This window comes from Nonomuraea sp. B19D2, from assembly GCF_040137845.1.
Classification (GTDB): Bacteria; Actinomycetota; Actinomycetes; order Streptosporangiales; family Streptosporangiaceae; genus Nonomuraea.
In genome coordinates this window covers 1-16,416 of the sequence record NZ_JBEFAK010000056.1, presented here as the reverse complement: position 1 = coordinate 16,416, position 16,416 = coordinate 1, and the positions used below count along the sequence as shown (strand labels likewise).

The window sequence follows — 16,416 nt, the reverse complement described above, 5'->3', positions numbered from 1 at the left end:
AGGCCTTCTCCGTCGTGCCCGGGTCAGTCGGTGCCGGACTCCATCGCGGCGTGGTCGAGCAGCACGTCGTCGTCGGGGACCTCGCCGACCTCGCCGCGCGAGGCGATCGCCTCGGCCCCGCCCTCAGGCATCGCCCCGATCAGCCCGGTGGCGGCCGCCTGCGCGGCGCCGATCAACGTCGGCTGCCCGCTGCCGACCAGGCCGAGCCTGGCGTACTGCTCCAGCTTGGCGCGGGAGTCGGCGATGTCGAGGTTGCGCATGGTCAGCTGGCCGATGCGGTCGAGCGGACCGAAGGCGGAGTCCTCGGTACGCTCCATGGAGAGCTTGTCCGGGTGGTAGCTGAAGGCCGGCCCGGACGTGTTCAGGATCGAGTAGTCCTCACCGCGCCGCAGCCGCAGTGTCACCTCGCCGGTGACCGCCGCCCCGACCCAGCGCTGCAGCGACTCGCGCAGCATGAGCGCCTGCGGGTCCAGCCAGCGGCCTTCGTACATCAGCCTGCCCAGCCGCCGTCCCTCGTTGTGGTAGCTGGCGAGGGTGTCCTCGTTGTGAATCGCGTTGACCAGCCGCTCGTACGCCGCGTGCAGCAACGCCATGCCGGGCGCCTCGTAGATGCCCCGGCTCTTGGCCTCGATGACGCGGTTCTCGATCTGGTCGGACATGCCCATGCCGTGCCGGCCGCCGATGGCGTTGGCCTCCAGCACCAGGTCGACGGCGGAGGGGAACTCCTTGCCGTTGATGGTCACCGGCCGTCCCTGCTCGAAGCCGATCGTGACGTCCTCGGCGGCGATCTCGACGGCGGGGTCCCAGAACCGCACGCCCATGATCGGCTCGACGATCTCGATGCCCGCGTCGAGGTGCTCGAGCGCCTTGGCCTCGTGGGTCGCGCCCCAGATGTTCGCGTCGGTGGAGTAGGCCTTCTCCGTGCTGTCCCGGTAGGGCAGGCCGTGGGCGAGCAGCCACTCGGACATCTCCTTGCGGCCGCCGAGCTCGCTGACGAAGTCGGCGTCCAGCCACGGCTTGTAGATCCGCAGGGAGGGGTTGGCGAGCAGGCCGTAGCGGTAGAACCGCTCGATGTCGTTGCCCTTGAAGGTGGAGCCGTCACCCCAGATCAGCACGCCGTCCTCGAGCATGGCGCGCACCAGCAGGGTGCCCGTGACGGCCCGGCCGAGCGGGGTGGTGTTGAAGTACGTACGGCCGCCGGAGCGGATGTGGAACGCCCCGCAGGCCAGGGCCGCGAGCCCCTCCTCCACGAGGGCGGCCCGGCAGTCGACCAACCGGGCGACCTCCGCGCCGTACGCCTTGGCGCGACCGGGCACCGAGCCGATGTCGGGCTCGTCGTACTGGCCGATGTCAGCGGTATAGGTGCACGGCACCGCACCCTTCTCGCGCATCCACGCGACCGCTACCGAGGTGTCGAGGCCGCCGGAGAAGGCGATCCCGACGCGTTCGCCGACAGGCAGGGAGGTGAGCATCTTGGACACGAGTAGAAGTATATACACACCAATGCATGGCCATGCAACGCGCGCCGCCCAGTTGTCAGAAGTCGACCCGCATGACCACCCGCCGGACGGTGGGGTGGCTGACCTCCTCGAACCCGGCGTCGGCCGCGGCCGCGGTAGCCCTTCCGGATCACGAAGCAGGTCACCGCCCAGACGCCGTCATCGTCCTTGTCCTCGGCACGGCCGGCCCACGGGACCCGAGAGGTGCGCAGCTTGGGGTAGGCCGTCCGCGGCTCGACCGCGACCCACCCCGCCGGCTCGTCCCCGACGTAGGCCACCAGGCCGCTGGTGGCCGCGGCGTCCGGGTCGCCGCAGGCGGTCTGCGCCCGGAGCATCGCGGTCCGCTGCTCCTGCGTGGAGTCGCGCCAGATCCAGCCGACGACCTTGAACCTCTGGCACTGGCACCGGCCCGCGTCGGTGCCGAAGATCGCGGCAAGGTCGTCCCAGGACGCCTCGTTGGCGGGGACGATGGTCAGCTGCTCGGCCGTCATCGACGGTTCAGGGAGCGTGGTGTCCGGAACGGTGTCCTCTGTCATGCTCGGCAGGCTAGGACCCGTTCCGGACTTCCGGATCGCGAGGCCAGCTCGCGGGAGGCACGGCGGTGTCAGAACTGTCCGGCTCGGATCAGCCGATCCTGATCGGGAGTGTACGGGGACCGCGGACCTGGCTGGCGGCCCAGGTCACGGCCGGGGGATCCGCGAGCGTGAAGTCCGGAACGCGCTCCAGCCAGACCTCCAGAGCCACGCGGAGCTCCATGCGGGCCAGGTGGGAGCCGACGCAGCGGTGGATGCCGAGGCCGAAGGCGGCGTGCCGGTTGACCTCGCGGTCGATGACGACCTCGCCCGCCCGCTCGAACTGGGCCGGGTCGCGGTTGGCCGCCGGGAACGGCAGGAGGACCCAGTCCTCGGCCTTCATGTCCACGCCGTTCCAGTGCATGTCCTCCTTGACCAGGCGGGCCATGGTGACGGGCGCGTAGGCCCGCAGGAACTCCTCCATCGCCGTGGGCAGCAGGGCGGGCTCGGCGGCCAGACGCTCGCGGTCGGCCGGGGTCTTGGCCAGGTGCCACAGGGAGGCGCCGATGGCGCTCCAGGTCGTGTCGATGCCGGCGATGAGCAGCAGGTTGATCGTGCCGAGGACGTGGTTGGGGTCGAGTTTCTGGCCGAGCAGCTCGGCGTCGAGGAGGTAGCTCGTCAGGTCGTCGCGGGGGTTGGCGACGTGGTCGCGGATCTGGGTCAGCAGGTAGTCCGACAGCCGGGTGAACCGCGCGATGCGCTCCTCCTGCGGCCGGTTGATGCTTTCGAGCGCGCTCTCGACGAACTCGCCGAACATCGGCGTGTCCTCCTGCGGGAAGCCGAGCATGTCCGCGATGACCCGCGTCGGGATGTGCTGGGCGTAGTCACGAGCGGCGTCGACGACGTCCCGTCCCGCGAACGCGTCGATGAGCTGGTGGCAGAACGCTCTGGTCGCCGGCTCCAGCTTGGCGACGGCGTTCTTGGTGAAGGCGGGCAGCAGCAGCTTGCGCGCGTCGTGGTGGAAGGGCGGGTCGGAGGAGATCGGCGGCACGGCCCCCACCGGAGCCAGATCCTTGGGCGGCCTGACGTTGCCCACGACGATCGCCCGGGAGCTGAAGTGCTCGGTGTCGTACGCGATCGCCGCCACGTCCTCGTAGCGGGTGGGCAGCCACGCGCCGCCGAACCGCTCGGTGTGCGCGATCGGGCAGCGCTGCCTTAAGTCGTCCTGGATCGGGTACGGATCGGCCGCCCACTGCGGATCGACGTGGGAGAAGTCGGTCGCCCAGTCCGAGACGGGATCCGTGACGATCTCGCTCTGGTAGCCGTTGCGGAACCGTTCGTCGCGCGACTTCTTGAGGTCTTCGCCGAAGCGGTCGTCCACGGTCATCACCCGGCTCCTTCGAGGTCGATCGCCCGTTCGGGACAGTTGGCCGCCGCCAGACGCGCGTGCGGCTCCTCGCCCGGCGAGACCGAGCCGTCGCCGAGGACCGTCCCGTAGCCTTCGTCGTCCTCGCCGAACAGGTCGGGGGCGAGGTCGTAGCAGCGGCCGTGCCCGTGACAACGTTCGGAGTCGATCAGTACTCTCATTGCCTCGTTCCTGTCTGGGTCCTGCCTGACTGTCCGGTGGTCTCCGTTCCGTGAAGGTGCAGGTTCGGCGGGAGTGACGCCTACGACGTCGCCCCCTATGAGCGATATCAAAAAACCGTTCATTTGATATGTCAAGGCTGACGCGCAACGACGACGCCTTGTCTGACGCTCTTGAAGACGACAGTCCGTCACGGCAACTGGAAGCGGACATGGAAGCGCGCAATTGGGGTTGGCAGTAGCGGCGTGTACGGCAGGAGGTTCGGCCCGGGAAATGGTGACGGTCTGGCCCCGGCGGCTGGCGCTGGTGGTGGCACCGGTGCAGGGCGAGTCGTTCGCGTCGTGGGTTGATCGCATGGCCCTGCGGAACGGATGTCCGCCGTGGGCGATGGTCGAGGCGTTGGGGCTGGATGTAGCCACGTCGAGTGACGTTCGTTCACTGGCGTACGGCGTCGTCACGACGCCGGAGGCGTGCGGAGCGATCGAGGCTGCTACAGGCCTGAGCTCCGAGATCGTCCGTGGGATGCACCTGGAGATGTTCGACGGCTCGGCCATGGACCTGGCAGGCGTCCGCGTGGGCGATAAGGAGTCAGTCCGCCGTGCAGAGACCCGTGAGTGGGCGCAGCTCTTCGGCAGGTGGGCATGCCCAAAGTGCCTGGCGGCTTCGAACGGAGCGTGGCTGGTGTCCGTTCTCACTGGTCCTTTCAGCGTCTCACTGTGTTGCGCGCAGATCTGGCGAATTCTCAGGCGCCGGCCTAGCTGACGGCCTGGTTCGCCCGGTTCGCACCAGTCTGGGCTGATGTGAGCGTCATCGGAGTTGGCGTTTCTCATCAGTGTCTGCCGAGGCCGAGGCGATCATGACCATGCCCGTCGCACGCACATGCCGAGTTCAGGGTGTTTGCGGGAGCGTGGACGCGATTTCGGTCGTGCCGATGAGTTTTGTGCGGATCCGTGGTCGATACGGCTGGACACACCGACAGCGGTGGGCCTGCGCTGGGAACGTTCAGCGCGGGAGGAAGCACATGGAGGCAGTGATGAGCGTCGACGACTCCAAGCAGGAGCACACCATCCGGACTGGCGAGCAGGGGACGCGGGTGAGCGGTCCCAGGGTGTTGGTGGCGGGGGCGAGCATCGCGGGACCCGCGCTGGCCCACTGGCTGCGCCGGCGGGGGGCCGCGGTGACCGTGGTGGAGCGGGCTCCCCGGCTGCGTCCCGGCGGGCAGGCGGTGGACGCGCGCGGGGTCGCCAAGGAGGTCATCGGGCGCATGGGGCTGGACGCGGCGGTGCGCGCGGCCCGCACCGATACCGCTGGCGCGTACATCGTGGACACGGACGGGAACGTGCTGGAGACCCACCGCGCGGACGACCACGGCGGCGATGGGTTCATCGCGGACATCGAGATCCTGCGCGGGGACCTGTCCCGAGTGCTCTACGACGACACCCGGGACGGTGTCGAGTACGTCTTCGGTGACCGGATCGCCGAGCTCAGCCAGGACGCGGACGGGGTTGACGTGGTCTTCGCTGGCGGCGGCCGGCGGCGCTTTGACCTGGTGATCGGGGCCGACGGGCTGCACTCGCAGTTGCGAGCGATGGTCTTCGGGCCGCGCAAGCACTTCATTCGCCATCTCGGGCTCGTGCTGGCCTTCTACAGCGTGCCCAACGAGTTCGGAGTGGACCGCTGGATGATCGACTATCAGGAGGCCGGACGGTCCGCCGGCCTGCGGCCCATCCCGGACGCCACCCGGACGATGGCCATGTTCTCCTTCCCCGCGGCCGACTTCGACGTCGATTACCGCGACGTCGCGGCGCAGAAGCGCCTGCTGTGCGAGCGGATGGACGGTTTCGGCTGGTTGACCCAGCGCATCCTCGCGCACGTGGACGACACCCCGGACTTCTATCTGGACCAGGTCGCTCAGGTGGTGATGGACCGCTGGTCGAGCGGACGGGTGGGGCTGCTCGGGGACGCGGCGTTCAGCGCGTCGCCGATGTCCGGGGCGGGCACCGGGCTGGCCCTGGTCGGCGCCTACCTGCTGGCCGGAGAGCTGGCCGCCGCCGGGTGGGACCCCGAGGCCGGGTTCGCCGGCTACGAGGCTCGGATGCGCTCGTTCGTGGAGGCCAACCAGGAGATCGGCCGGTTGCACGTACACAGCCTCGAGGTCCCGGGGCCGGACGCCGAGCCGAGCCCCGATTTCGCCAGCGAATGGTTCACCGAACTGGTCGAGCGTGCGATCAACGGCGTCGAGCTGCCCGACTACGCAGGGGGGCCGGACTCCGGGGCGTCGGCCGGACTACCGATGATCTCGTCGGCCAAGCCGTAGGTTTCACCTAACGTGTCGAGAGGGACCACGCTTCGGTGGGACACCGCCGGACGACCTCCGCTCATGCCGCGTAGTGCGCGTTGGAGCGCCCGTTCGGCGGCCACGCCACGTTCCGATGAGGCGGTGTTGACTCGGAAAACTGACAAGATCGATGAGATTCCACCGCGGCTGGTCTCAGCGGTTCTGTCACTTGCCTGGTCGGCGCTCACCGGAACTGACAAGACCATGGGGACATCGACCCTGTGACGTCCAAGCCCATTGATCCCCAGCTGAATTGCTCGCCCGTCTTGTCTCAAGGCGGTTGTCGGTGCGCAGCTCGCCGACATGGCTCCCTGACACGATGGATGAGAACGGACAGCTGGGCTGGTGGAAGCTGAGCTGGGCTGCAGTTTGTCCCGCGCATCGGACGCTGCTGGTGGATCTCTGCCCGAGATGCCGCGTTTCTGTGCGACGGGGCCCGGCCGGCCAGCCTGCGCGTCTGTCTCGCTCGCGGATGCCGGCTCCGTTGCAGTGCGGCGCGCTCCTCAGCGGGGCCGTATGTGATCAGTCGATACCGCAGATCTGCACGGGCGCGGTGAGTGACAAACTCACTGATCAGCAACGGCTTGTGCTTGAGGTGGCGACGCGCCGCCGGCCTGCGCTGATCGCAGGTCAGGTGGTGAATGCCGGTCAATGGTTCGCGGTCTTGAAAGCGACGGCGATGCTGGTCCGGTTGGGGGTGCCGGAGGTTGGCCCTGTTGAACGGGCCTCCGGATAGTCAGGGCGCGCTGGTCGCAGAGGCAGCTAGTTGCCGCAGCAGATCGGGTTTGCCTTGTTTCGTGCGCCATGCCGACTGAAATCCCGCCTCGGTCGGCATGATCACTTGAGACCGCTCAGGTAGCTGAGCGGGTTCGCGGACGAAAGCCACCGCTACGCCTACGACGGGAACCCAGGGTCCGCCGAAACGTTCTAACGTGCAGACCGACCCGAGGAGAGCTGCGTTGAAAGACCTGTTCCAGTACCTCCCGCTGCTGTTCGTGGCGTTTGGATTAGTGATCATTTTGGTTTCGATCAGAGGGATCATCAACGGCAAGCGGTTCGTACGGCAGGCGCACCGGGTGCAAGGCGTGGTCAGCGACGTCCGAACCAGGTTCACGGGACGGGGCGAGCACTTGAGGGCGAACCAGTGGCCGGTCCTGACCTTCACGACCCTGGAGGGGCAGGAGATCACCACCGAGGCGGCGACCACCTCCGGCCTCGGCACTGGCGACGAGACCGAGGTGCTCTACGACCCGCAGGACCCGAACACGGCCGTGCCCGCGGAGAACGCCGGCGGCAGCTACGGTGGCATAGTCGTCGGGCTCATCGCGGTCGTGATCGGCGTGGTCTTCTTCTTCGGCTTCTGGGACGGCGGTAGTAAGAGCGGGTGCGAGATTCAGCGCCCCGATGGCTCCTTCGAAAGCGTCGCCTGCCCGCCCGGCATCGGAATCGGCGGATGACCGGCCTCCAGGGCGTGGGCTGCAAGTGCCGCGTCAGGCCACGTTTGTCCTGTTGACGATCCTGCGAAGGCGCTCCTGGTCGAAGCGGGCCCTACTGATCGCCTTGACCCTCCTTCGTGATCTCGGAACCATGCCGACATGAGTGTCGGCCTGATCATCGCGATGCCTCTCCGCCAGTGGGGGCTCATCGACGCATCCATGGACAACGACGCCGGCGTCGAGACGGTGAACGGCAATCGCCGACGGGCCGACCTCGCGCGCAGCATCCGAAGGGCCGGTTGGGGTCAGATCGCCCACTGGACACCGGGCGTTCCAGGCTCCGGTTCGTGGCCGCCGCCGGACGACATCGTGAAACCCAAGCTCACGATCGCTCAATGGCTTCTCACGATCGACGTCCTCGAACGCTGGGCCGCAGCCGCCGATCGCACCGGGCGTCACGAAGCCGCCGCCCAAGAACGCGAGCTCCGAGAGCTGATTCTTTCCCGGCTTCAAGCGCACGGCGTCCGACCCCCTGAAGCCTCCGCGGGCAACCCTGGGCCAGAACAACCACGAACTCCGGAGTCATAGCCTTCGCTCAAGGGGAAGCGATCTTCGACCTGGTACTGCCAACTTCGATGACGCGAGCGCCGATATTTCGACACCCATCGAAGTGGCAGTGCCCAGGTTGGGAGCAGGCTCCACTGTCATCTTCGCTGCGTCCAGACACAGATGTCTGGCGTCGCCTCAACTTGAGAGTTCGGCACGGTACTTGATAGTTGACCTGATAGTGAGAGCTCAAAATGACAGTTGGCCTCCCTCGGCGGCGGCGTCTGGCACTGCTGGTTGAGCCGCAGCCGGGTGAATCGTTCGCCTCTAGGGCTGATCGGATGGCGGTATGCAACGGATGTCCGGAGTGGATGATCGCCGAGGCGTTAGGGCTGGATGTACGTGCGTCAAGCGATGTCCGTTCACTGGCGTACGGCGTTGTTGTGACGTCGGAGACCTGCAGGGCGATCGGGGCTGCCACAGGCGTGAGTGCCGAGATCGTCCGTGGGATGCACCTGGAGGTGTTCGACGGCTCGGGCCTGGATCTGGCAGGCGCCCATGTGGCCGCTTCGTGTCACCCATCTCACTCATGAGGTTTACGGCATTCCTATAGTCCGGTCCGCGTGATCGCCTCGACGACGGGCGCGGGCGTGATGTCGAACAGGCTCTTGCCCTGTTCGGGCAGCAGCGCGGCCAGGTAGACCACGCGGGCGAGCCGTTCGGGGATCGTGCCGGCGGCGATCGTGGCCGGGGCTCCGCCGTAGGAGTGCGCGACGAGCACCACCTCGGTCAGGCCGCCGTATTCGATCGCGGCCGTGATGTCGCGGGCGTGCGTGGTGAGCGTCGTGGCCGGCGAGCCCAGATGCTCGCGATCATGAAACCGGTGAGCATCAGCGGATGCACCTGGTGGCCGTACGCGGTCAGCAGCGGCGTGACCCGCTCCCACGCCCACGCGCCCAGGAACGAACCGCCGACAAGAACGCTGGTCGACACCAGCCGACTCCTTTCGGATCGCGATCAGTCGCGGCGCAAGGCTAGGAGGGATTGTGGACGTTTTCTGCCCTCATGAGGATCGTGTCCCGTCCGGCGACCCGTCCTCGCGCTGCTGGAGATCCTCCAGGACCGCGGCCTGGTACCCGCCGACGAGCTGACGCGGCGGCTGGGCGTCGACGCCCGCGCCGTCCGCCGGTACGTCGCCGCGCTGCGCGGCATGGACACCCCGGTCGAGTCGGTCAGGGAACGTCACGGTGGTTACCGGCTCGCCCGCGGCGTACGCCTGCCGCCACTGATGCTCGCCGACGACGAAGCGGTCGCCCTCGCCCCGCACCCGGCCGCCGCCACGAGCCAGGCCGCGGCCGTCTGCCCGACCGGCTATCTGTGCCTGCAGCCGAGCGCGTCGTCGGCCCGGCCCGTGCTCGTCAAGGAGGGGGACAGCCGGACCTTCTCCGGCGGGCTCAAGGTCACCCAGGTGTCCAACCAGACCAGAGTGGCGTACTGCGTCACCAGCACGCCCTACAACTACGCCCTGTCCTCCAGGCAGTCGGCGACCCGCGCGCACACCGTGCTGTCGGTCCGGCCCGCCGGTGTCTGCCCGGCCTGATTTCCGCATCCCGTGAGGAGGAGGGCGAGCCGGCCTCGCCCTCCTCCTCGATCGCTCAGTACGGGCGCTGCAGGTAGCGGCCCAGCGACGGGTCGTACACGCGGCCCGACACCAGGACCGTCCCGTTCAGTGTGGTCGGCCGGAACGCCCCGCCCAGCCAGCCGTAACGCACCGGCTGGGACGGCACGCCGTGCTCGTCGTACCCGATCACGGTGGCGAGGCCGGTGTCGAGCTCCAGCTCGGTCCCGACGCTGCCCCCGATGGTGAGCAACTGGACGCGCACCGACCCGGCCGCCCCGGTGAGCGCCGCCAGCTCGCCGCCGATGCCCGCGACGTTGCGGACGATTGTGCCGTTCGCGGCGGTCCAAGAGGGCTTGTCGCCGTCGGAGCCGTAGTGGTGGACGGTGACCGCGCCCGCCTCGGTCGTCTCCGAGCGGATCCGGCCCGCCGGGTCCCGGGTCCAGGTCAGGCTCTGCTCGCCGGCGGTCTGCCTGGCGGGCAGCCCGTCCGCGAAGTAGCCGATGGTACGCCCGCCGGGCAGCGAGGTGGTGCGGCCCGCCGCGTCGTAGGCGTAGCCGTCGCCGGTCAGCCTGCCGTCGGAGGCGTAGCCGTACGTGGTGATCGCCGAGGCCGCGTCGTCGGCCACCGGGCAGTCCTCGTCCGACGACTGCACCGCCAGCCGGGTCCGGTTGCCCGCCCCGTCGTGGTCGTAGCGGCGCAGGGTGCACTTCGGGAACGCCATGTCCAGCGCCGAGGTGAGCCGGCCCGCCTTGTCGTAGCCGAGCTGCCGCTCGGCCATGAGGTCGGTGCGCATGCTCAGCACCTCCTGGCCGTGGACGTTCCGGCCGACCTGGTCGATCATCACCGGGCCTTCCACGCCGTCCCGGGTGTAGATGCGGGCGTAGCTCTGGCCGCGCTCGTCGTAGCCGGTCTGCAGGTGCAGACCGCCCGGCAGGTCGCCCTCGATCTGGCGGCCCTCGGCGTCGTAGCGGGCGGTGAAGGTGCCCGCGACCGAGTCGGTCACCGAGGTGGCCAGGCCGCGCGGCTCGGCCTTGGCGTCGTAGGCGTAGACCCTGGTGGACGGGGAGGAGTCGGTGACCTTGACCGGGCGGTCGAGGTCGTCGTACTCGGTGCGGGTCTGGCCGCCGTCGGCGTCGGTGTGGGAGATGACCCGGCCCAGGCGGTCGTAGGCCGTGACGATCTTCTCCGTGCCGCGCCACCGCTGTGCCGGCCGGCCGGTGGCGGGGTCGTAGCCGATGCCGATCTCGGCCTCCCCGCCCGCCTTGGTGGCGGTGAGGCGGCCGGCGGCGTCGCGCTTGAGGGTGGTGACCGTGCCGCCCTCGGTCACCGTGGCGGGCAGGCCGGCGGCGTCGTGGGTGTACGTGCGCCCGCCGTCCTGGCACACCAGGCCCGCCCATTCGGGCCGCCCGCCGCACGGCGCGCTGCCGGTCGCGGTGTAGAGCACGGGGTTCGCGGCCGGGACGGCGACCGCCTTGCCGCCGGGGTCGCGGACCGTCCCGGCCTGCTGTCCGGTGGCCCACTCGTAGGCGATCGAGGTGGTCCTGACGTCCGCGTCCGGCTTGGTCTCCCGGCCGACGATCACCGCGCCGGTCTTGACGGTGGTAGGCAGGTCGCGGGCCGTCGCGCCGGCCGGGCGTCCCTCGTCGTAGGTGTAGACGGTGCGGGTTCTGGCGCCGATGGCGTACCCGGCGGGCAGGTCGTCCACGTCGGACTCGAGGTTGACGATGTGGACCGGGCTCAGCTCCGTCAGCTTGCGCCGCCCCGTGGCGTCGTAGACGGAACGGGTGGACAGCAGCTCGGCGCGCTCCTCGGGGTCGTAGCCGGTGATGGCGAGCTCGGCGAGCCGATAGTCGGTGATGTCGCGCTGCGACAGCTCCCGGTTCGCGGCGGTGAGCACCCGTACGGTGTGGCCGAACCGGTCGTAGTCGGTGGCGGACAGATGCCCGCCCGGCGTCAGCCCGTTGACCGCCCTGCCCGACCCGTCCAGGTACGTCACCGTGGCGGCGAGCCCTGGCGGCTGCACCGACGTCGCGGTCATGGGGGCCACGGCCTGCCCCCACGCCGACACCTCCTTGGCCGTCACGTCGGCCGGGCCGCCGCCCGCGGTGGTGAGCGGCACCCCGTAGGTGACGGTGGTCTTCGCCTCGCCGGCGATCTGGTCGGAGGTGCCGGGCTTCAGCGTGGCGCGGGTGACGGTGCGCAGCCGTCCGTCGGCCGCGTAGACGAAGGTCCACGGCAGCTCGCCGGGCGGGGTGAGGGAGGCGACGCGGCCGGCGGCGTCGTAGCCGTAGAGGGTCTTCAGCGCCGGGCTGATCCGCGGGTCCCACGCCTCGGCGAGCCGTCCCGCGCTGTCGTAGCCGTACTGGGCGATCACCGTGCCCTGGAGCGAGACGGTGGTGAGGCGCCCCGCCGAGTCGTAACCGAGGTCCAGCGTGCGCCCCGACCTCGTGATCGACTTCAGCCGGCCCTGGTCGTGGACGTGGCCTTCGGGGACGTACAGGTCGCCCTGCTTGGTGAAGGCGGTGACCTCGCCGCGGGCGTCGGTGAGCGTGTAGGCGCCGGTAAGGGTCAGGTGCTCGGCGCCGGGCTCCGGCTTCCAGCCGTCCGCCGTCCTGGTGAACTGCACCGGCGCGCCGTCGGCCCGCGTCACCTCCACCGAGGTGGGCGAGGTCTCCTTGAGCGTGGGCAGCGGGAGCGACCAGGCGGCGTCGCGGGAGGAAGCCGTGCGGGTGAGCGTCAGGCCGGAGGGGCCGCCCGCCGTGGTGCTGAGGCGGTAGTCGCCGGTCTGGAGATTGAGCACGCCCGGCCCGACCTCTTTCGTGGCGGCCCGGGTGGCGCGGCGGTCCACCACGACCTCGACCGGGTCGGACTGCGCCGTGGACGTGCCGGACACGACCGCGCGCACCTGCACCGCGGCGTCGCCGAGCTGCGTGCCCGCGTCCCAGGTCAGGCCGGACAGCTTGCCGGGGGCGGGGACGGGCCAGGCGGTGAGCGGCTTGCCGTCCGCGCCGGTGACGTTCGCGACGGGCAGGTCGGCCCAGGCGTCGGTCGCGGAGCGCCGGTACTGGAACGTGGCCTGGGTGAACGCCGTGCCCGTCACCGCGAGGGGCACCTTGCCGGTGCTGCGCAGGCCGTCCACGGGCGCGGTGAGCGAGGCCACGGCCGCGCCGGAGCCGACGTTGAAGGTGTAGGACGTCGTCGGGGAGGCGTTGCCGGCCTTGTCGATGGTGTAGACGCTGAGCGTGTGCGCGCCCGTCGTCGCCGGGGTCACCTTGGCGGTGACGGCCGGGCCGACCGTGGTCACCTTCGTGGTGGCGCCCGCGTCGAGCTTGTAGGCGATCCAGCCGGTGTCCGTGCTCGCGGGGGTGAGGGTGAACGTGCCCGCCTGGCCGGCGTCACCGTGCCAGCTGCCGTCGTTCGGGTAGTCGGCGGAGGCCACCTTGGGCGCGGCGGGCTTGACGGTGTCGACGTTGAACGTCGCCGTCTGGTACGCCTTCGAGGTCAGCGAGCCGTCATGGGCCCACGACCGGATCGTGTACGTCTTGCCCGTGGCCAGCTTGCCCGCCGGCACGTTCGCGCCGGAGAAGCCGTTGCTGGCCACGTACGCGCCGTAGAGGTCGTCGATCAGCATCGTCGAACCCTGGTACAGGTCGAACTTGCCGCGCACGTTGCCGCCGTCGGGGTCGCGCACGTGGTTGCGCAGCTGCGGGGTGAGCGTGTTGGTCCAGCGGACGCCGCCGTAGTCGCTGTACGGCGCCAGCCACGTGGAGACCGGGGTGCTCGGGTAGGAGTTGTACGTCACCGAGATGACCGGCACGTGGGATGATGCATTGCCCGAGTTGAACCGCTTCCAGGCGTACTCGTCCGACTCGCTGGTGGCCCGCAGGCCCATGCCGGACTCCTTGTAGCCCTGGTCGGCCCAGTACTGCGCCAGCGAGGTGACGTTGGCGGTGACCCAGCCGTCGGCGCAGCCGCTGCCGTGGCCCTTGGTCTGGCTGGAGGAGGCGTACTCCTTGACCAGCGCGGGGCCGGGCCAGCGCGAGGCCGTGGAGGCCTTGTTGGCCGACCAGACCTCCCACGAGCGGGCGTTGCAGGACCACGAGTGGTAGTTCCAGAGCTTCAGCGTGGCCGAGATGATCTTCTTGCCCGCGAGGCCGGGCGTCTTCCACGTGATGAACGAGCGGGCGACCTGGCCGCTGCCGTTGTTGCCGATCTTCAGCTCGTCGGCGCCCGACTGGTCGGTGCCGTAGCCCTCCTGCACGAACGTGTCGAAGACCTGGCCCAGGTTGAGCGAGGGGTCCACAGTGACGGGGTACGTCGTGGCGGGGTCGTTCAGGAAGGCCGGGTCAGGGGTGAGGACGAGGTCGCGGCCGGAAACCTTCATGTCCACCGGAGCGCGCCGCAGGTGCTCGCCGGAGACCGGGTGCGTGGCGGCGTCCCACATGACCGGCGCGGGGATGGTGACGGCGACCTTGCCCTTGGCGTCGGTCAGCTCCACCCCGCCGTCCTTGGCCGCGCGCGGCGTGAGGCCCGCCGCCTTCAGCCGCAGCGTGTACGTCAGCGGCGCCGCCGGGCGCGACTTCAGCACCAGGAACTGCTCGGCGCCCGTCCGGGTCGCGGTGACGACCAGGTCGGCCCCCGGCAGCACGTCCGGGTACGTGGCCGTCTCACCGGACAGGCTCGGCGCCGGCAGCGCGCCCTTCCACTGCATGGTGACCTTGCTGTTGCCCTCGCCGATCGTGATCAGGTCGGTCAGCGCGGCCGCGCCGGCCTGCCGGGCGCCGGGGCCGGGCCGCCCGCCGCCGAACCTGAGCGCCCTGCCGTGGCCGCGCGGCGCGATCTCGCCCGACGCGGTCCTGGTGAGCGCGATGTCCACCGGCGCCCACGCGCCGTCGCGGCGGAACCTGACCGGGCCGGCGAACGTGTCGACCGTCAGTGTGCCGTCCGGGTTGGCGTAGGTGGTGGTCGTCTCGGTACGGGCGTCGGCCACCTCGACCCGCCGGCCCGTCAGGCGGGCGGACAGCCGGGCGGAGGCCTCGTCGGGCGCGCTCGGCTCGGCCGCGACGCGGGCGGGGTCGCTCGGGTCGGCCGCCGCGGAGGCGGGGTCGCTCGGGTCGGCCGGGTTCGCGGGGGCCTGCGAGGCGGCGGTGGGAGCCGGCGGTTCGGCGGCGGCCGGGGGCGCGGCCAAGGGAAGAAGCAGGAGGGCGAGGCCACCGGCGAGGGCCCGTGGCGTACGAGCAGGCATGAGAGCTCCGGAGGTGTGCGGGTAGGGCGACGCCCCCGCCGAAGCCCGGCGGGGGCGTCAGTTCGAAGCGGGGGTTACTTGCTCTGGCAGCTCTTCTTGCGGACCTCGTACCAGACGATGCCCGGAGCCTGGAACCGGATGGCAAAGCACTGCTTCTTGTTGGCGGCCTCCCGAATCTTGTAGATGACGGACGCGCCACCCGCCGTGTAGGCGATCTTGCAGATCAGCTTGGCCTTGCCCTTGAGCTTGTCGCAGGCGCCCTTCAGCGCCTCGATGGCGCCGGCGACGCCCGCGACAAGCCAGACGTTGTAGATCTTCTTGGTGAGGCTCTTGGAGAAGATGAGCCGGCACATGGCCTTCCACCACTCGCACTGCAGCTTGAGTGCCGGGTCGGCGACCACGGGGTAGGCGGCGCCCGCGTGGTTGACCGTCTGGATGAGCGTCATGCCCTCCACCCGGTAGCTGGTCGGCACCGGGTTGCCGTTGGCGTCCTTGGCCCAGGGCAGGTCGATCTCGGCGAGGTAGAAGTCGTGGTTGTAGATCAGGACGGTGCCGTCGTCGTCCTCGACCTCGAGCATGCTGCCCTCGGGCGCGCTGATCGGGAAGCGGTACTCGGTCGGCGCCGAGGCGTCGTGGATGACGGTCAGCGCCCGGGCGATCTGGCCGGTGCGCTGGTGGGCGAAGGTGACGCTGGGCTGCTGGGCCGCGTAGGTGACCAGGCCGGGCAGCGGCTGGTTGCCGGCGCCGGTGGCGTCCGGCATGCCGATGCCGATCGTCTCCTCGCTGACGTTCACCGACAGCGTGTGGCCGGGGTCGGTCGCGGCGGCGAAGGGCCGCTGCACATCGCCGTCGGGGATCTCGGTCGGCGGAACGGTCTTGGCCTCCTCGACGATCTCGGGGACGACCTGGGTGAGGGCGGCCAGTGTGGCGTCGCCGTCCTGCGCGAAGGCGGGGGTGCCGGCCACGTTCGCGCTGCTGAGTGCCAGGGCGGTCGCTAACGCGACGATGAATGCCCGAGCGGAATTGCGCATTGATGTCCTTCCACATGCGGTGGGGGCAGTGCACAAACGCCGCAAACGTAAAGATCGCCGGCTGCTATTGGGGTGATCTCGGATTGATGATCCGTAAACGTTTCCCGTCTTCGAGATGTCGCCCGTCCAGCCTGGCACGACCGTTCCGTTAACACAGCGCGCTCATACCTTGAGGTAGGCGCACATACACGATCGGTGTTTGCCGCACCGGAACGGTCGGCCTGTCCGACGACGTCGAGGATCCCGGCCATCCCCCTGTCCGGCGTCAAGCATGGGGTGGCGGAGGTGGCCGCGTTCTTCACCGAGTTCGGCAAGGCCGGCTTCCAGGCCGATCCGATCTTCCTGCGGTCCGACGAGGAGCACGTCGTGGACGTCCACCGCGGCTGGACCACGCGCGAGGCGTCGGCAAGGTGGACACCCTGTGGGCGCTGGTGTGACGCTGGAGGACTTGGCCATGCTGCTGAGCGACCGGAAATTGGGCTCTGGATCAAAGTTTGTGAAGCGATCGGCGATCGACCAGAGCCGCGGGAGCTCTGGGGTTCGAGTGGCAGCTTGACGATCCAGCCGGGCGGCTTTACTGCTCTTGAACGAGTTCTCGTTGGG

General features: G+C 69.7%; 13 protein-coding genes. 6 read left to right on the top strand and 7 right to left on the bottom strand.

Annotation, left to right across the window (positions count from 1 at the left end):
- Positions 1-23 precede the first annotated feature (23 nt).
- The 4 genes from argG to ABN273_RS51185 form a co-directional block, all read right to left on the bottom strand.
- Positions 24-1,481, bottom strand: coding sequence for an argininosuccinate synthase (gene argG / locus ABN273_RS51200; RefSeq protein ID WP_349456981.1), 1,458 nt, complete (start codon positions 1,479-1,481; stop codon positions 24-26).
- Entirely contained in the window at positions 1,403-2,035 is a 633-nt protein-coding gene (locus ABN273_RS51195; RefSeq protein ID WP_349456979.1) for a hypothetical protein, read from the bottom strand. Before ABN273_RS51195 ends, argG begins: the two co-directional genes overlap by 79 nt.
- An 88-nt stretch (positions 2,036-2,123) precedes the next feature.
- Positions 2,124-3,398, bottom strand: coding sequence for a cytochrome P450 (locus ABN273_RS51190; RefSeq protein WP_349456978.1), 1,275 nt, complete (start codon positions 3,396-3,398; stop codon positions 2,124-2,126).
- A complete protein-coding gene (locus ABN273_RS51185) occupies positions 3,398-3,598 on the bottom strand; it encodes a ferredoxin (RefSeq protein WP_349456977.1) in 201 nt (66 codons plus the stop codon). Before ABN273_RS51185 ends, ABN273_RS51190 begins: the two co-directional genes overlap by 1 nt.
- Before the next feature lie 271 nt (positions 3,599-3,869).
- Here ABN273_RS51185 and ABN273_RS60010 point away from each other — a divergent pair, with 271 nt between their 5' ends.
- The 4 genes from ABN273_RS60010 (at position 3,870) to ABN273_RS51170 (ending at position 7,958) form a co-directional block, all read left to right on the top strand.
- On the top strand, positions 3,870-4,358 hold the full coding sequence (locus tag ABN273_RS60010; RefSeq protein WP_502911290.1) for a TniQ family protein: 489 nt from the start codon (positions 3,870-3,872) through the stop codon (positions 4,356-4,358).
- Between the two features lie 271 nt (positions 4,359-4,629).
- Entirely contained in the window at positions 4,630-5,913 is a 1,284-nt protein-coding gene (locus ABN273_RS51180) for an FAD-dependent monooxygenase (RefSeq protein ID WP_349456976.1), read from the top strand.
- 980 nt (positions 5,914-6,893) lie between these two features.
- Positions 6,894-7,391, top strand: a complete 498-nt coding sequence (locus ABN273_RS51175; RefSeq protein WP_349456975.1) for a DUF3592 domain-containing protein — start codon at positions 6,894-6,896, stop codon at positions 7,389-7,391.
- Positions 7,392-7,529: 138 nt separating this feature from the next.
- On the top strand, positions 7,530-7,958 hold the full coding sequence (locus tag ABN273_RS51170) for a hypothetical protein (RefSeq protein WP_349456974.1): 429 nt from the start codon (positions 7,530-7,532) through the stop codon (positions 7,956-7,958).
- A gap of 565 nt (positions 7,959-8,523) precedes the next feature.
- Here ABN273_RS51170 and ABN273_RS51165 read toward each other — a convergent pair.
- Positions 8,524-8,868 carry an alpha/beta fold hydrolase gene (locus ABN273_RS51165; RefSeq protein WP_349456973.1) on the bottom strand — a complete coding sequence of 115 codons (345 nt, stop codon included), beginning with the start codon at positions 8,866-8,868 and terminating at the stop codon, positions 8,524-8,526.
- A gap of 150 nt (positions 8,869-9,018) precedes the next feature.
- Here ABN273_RS51165 and ABN273_RS51160 point away from each other — a divergent pair, with 150 nt between their 5' ends.
- On the top strand, positions 9,019-9,516 hold the full coding sequence (locus ABN273_RS51160; RefSeq protein WP_349457025.1) for a helix-turn-helix transcriptional regulator: 498 nt from the start codon (positions 9,019-9,021) through the stop codon (positions 9,514-9,516).
- Positions 9,517-9,571: 55 nt separating this feature from the next.
- Here the strand turns inward: ABN273_RS51160 and ABN273_RS51155 are convergent, their stop codons facing one another.
- Both ABN273_RS51155 and ABN273_RS51150 read right to left on the bottom strand, forming a co-directional pair.
- Positions 9,572-14,782: a DNRLRE domain-containing protein gene (locus ABN273_RS51155; protein WP_349456972.1), complete on the bottom strand. Its 5,211-nt coding sequence runs from the start codon at positions 14,780-14,782 to the stop codon at positions 9,572-9,574.
- Positions 14,783-14,856: 74 nt separating this feature from the next.
- Complete coding sequence (locus tag ABN273_RS51150; RefSeq protein WP_349456970.1) at positions 14,857-15,813, bottom strand: hypothetical protein; 957 nt, start codon at positions 15,811-15,813, stop codon at positions 14,857-14,859.
- A gap of 285 nt (positions 15,814-16,098) precedes the next feature.
- Here ABN273_RS51150 and ABN273_RS51145 point away from each other — a divergent pair.
- Positions 16,099-16,416 (top strand): hypothetical protein (locus ABN273_RS51145; RefSeq protein ID WP_349456969.1); only part of this gene is annotated, 318 nt, incomplete at its 3' end.

Coding starts and splice junctions, on each gene's coding strand:
- ABN273_RS51155 (WP_349456972.1), bottom strand. CDS start 14,782: ATGCCTGCTCGTACGCCACGGGCCCTCGCCGGTGGCCTCGCCCTCCTG.
- ABN273_RS51170 (WP_349456974.1), top strand. CDS start 7,530: ATGAGTGTCGGCCTGATCATCGCGATGCCTCTCCGCCAGTGGGGGCTC.
- ABN273_RS51150 (WP_349456970.1), bottom strand. CDS start 15,813: ATGCGCAATTCCGCTCGGGCATTCATCGTCGCGTTAGCGACCGCCCTG.
- ABN273_RS51190 (WP_349456978.1), bottom strand. CDS start 3,398: ATGACCGTGGACGACCGCTTCGGCGAAGACCTCAAGAAGTCGCGCGAC.
- ABN273_RS51180 (WP_349456976.1), top strand. CDS start 4,630: ATGAGCGTCGACGACTCCAAGCAGGAGCACACCATCCGGACTGGCGAG.
- ABN273_RS51185 (WP_349456977.1), bottom strand. CDS start 3,598: ATGAGAGTACTGATCGACTCCGAACGTTGTCACGGGCACGGCCGCTGC.
- ABN273_RS60010 (WP_502911290.1), top strand. CDS start 3,870: ATGGTGACGGTCTGGCCCCGGCGGCTGGCGCTGGTGGTGGCACCGGTG.
- ABN273_RS51195 (WP_349456979.1), bottom strand. CDS start 2,035: ATGACAGAGGACACCGTTCCGGACACCACGCTCCCTGAACCGTCGATG.